The organism is Bradyrhizobium sp. (genome assembly GCF_028868675.1).
GTDB lineage: Bacteria > Pseudomonadota > Alphaproteobacteria > Rhizobiales > Xanthobacteraceae > Bradyrhizobium.
Genome location: NZ_JAGWUA010000371.1, coordinates 1 through 1,756, shown reverse-complemented (window position 1 = coordinate 1,756; position 1,756 = coordinate 1). Strand labels below are relative to the sequence as shown.

Sequence of the window (1,756 nt, the reverse complement as noted above, 5' to 3'; positions counted from 1 at the left end):
GGCAAGGCCAAGGTCGGCTGGTTCGACACCTCGACGCTGAAGGAGCCGTACCGGATCGAGGGCAAGAAGACGATGGGGCTGGAGCTTGCCGAGCAGCTCGGCTGGGACGTGCCCGACGTGATCTTCTATCCGACCGGCGGCGGCACCGGCCTGATCGGCATGTGGAAGGCCTTTGACGAGCTGGAGCAGATCGGGTTCATCGGAAAGAAGCGTCCGCGCATGGTCGCGGTGCAGGCCTCCGGCTGCGCGCCGATGGTGCGCGCCTATGAGGCAGGCACCGAGCATGCGACGCGCTGGGAGGACGCCCACACCATCGCCTCCGGCATCCGCGTGCCGCAGGCGATCGGGGATTTTCTCATTCTCCGCGCCGTGCGCGAGAGCAAGGGATTTGCCATCGCGGTCGACGACGAGAAGATTTCGTCCGCGCTCAACGAGGTCGCGCGCGAGGAGGGGCTGCTGCTGTGCCCCGAGGGCGCCGCGACCTGGGCCGCCTACAGGCAGTCGCTTGCCGACGGCCGGGTCACGAAAAGCGACCGCGTGATGCTGTTCAATTGCGCCACAGGGCTCAAATATCCGCTGCCGCCGGTGACGCGGACGCTCGACCGCAACAAGCCGATCGACTATTCGCAGTTCTAGCGGGAAGTCTCTCTCTCTCCGCACGCGGTGAGAGGTGAGCAAGAAGCCGTCATCGGGGGAGACGCATGATGCATAGGATCATCCGGGCCGCACTGGTCACCACGATCGCCTTTGCCGCCGGCGCACGCGCCGACGATTTCCCGACGCGTCCCGTCACCATCATCGTGCCGTTCGCGGCCGGCGGCCCGTCGGACGCGATGGCACGCATTCTCGCCGAACGGATGAAGGTCACGCTCGGCCAGGCCGTGCTGGTCGAGAACGTGACGGGCGCCGGTGGTTCGATCGGCGTCGGCCGCGCCGTGCAGTCGCCGCCGGACGGCTACACCATCAGCTTCGGCCATCTCGGCACCCACGTCGCCAACGGCGCCGTCTACAAGCTCAAATACGACCTCGTCGCCGATCTCGAGCCGGTGGTGCTGCTGCCGAGCAACCCGATGATCATCGTCAGCAAGAATGCCGTGCCGGCGACCTCGCTGAAGGAGCTGCTCGACTGGCTGAAGTCGCGCGCCAGCCCGGCCGCGGCCGGCACCGCCGGCGCGGGCTCCGGCTCCCATATCGCCGGCGTCTATTTCGAGAACGTCACCGGCATCAAGCTGCAATACGTGCCCTATCGCGGCACCGGACCGGCGCTCAACGATCTCGTCGCCGGCCAGATCGATCTGATCGTCGACCAGACCTCCAACTCCATCAACCAGGTGCGCGCCGGCACCATCCGCGCCTACGCGGTGACCGACGCGAAGCGGCTGGCCTCGGCCCCGGAGATCCCGACTACGGACGAGGCAGGGCTGAAGGGGTTTCACATGACGCTGTGGTCGGGCATGTGGGTGCCGAAGGGCACGCCGAAGAACGTCGTCGCCAGGCTCAACGCCGCCGCGGTCGAGGCGCTGAACGATCCCGCGGTGAAGAAGCAGATGGAAAATCTCGGTCTCGAAATGCCGCCGGCTGATCAGCTCACTCCCGATGCGCTCGGCGTGCGGCAGAAGGCCGAGATCGCAAAATGGTGGCCGATGATCAAGGCGGCGGACATCAAGGTGGATTGAGCACCCAAGTACGGCCCCTCATGGTGAGGAGGCGCGCAAGCGCCGTCTCGAACCATGAGGCCCCATCCCGGCCTCGCCCT

2 protein-coding genes are annotated in these 1,756 nt (G+C 66.7%); both read left to right on the top strand.

What is annotated here, in order from left to right; translation table 11 throughout:
• Positions 1–636 (top strand): threonine synthase (locus KGM94_RS25210; RefSeq protein ID WP_300265467.1); only part of this gene is annotated, 636 nt, incomplete at its 5' end.
• Between the two features lie 68 nt (positions 637–704).
• Positions 705–1,676, top strand: coding sequence for a tripartite tricarboxylate transporter substrate binding protein BugD (locus KGM94_RS25205; RefSeq protein ID WP_300265469.1), 972 nt, complete (start codon positions 705–707; stop codon positions 1,674–1,676).
• Positions 1,677–1,756 lie beyond the last annotated feature (80 nt).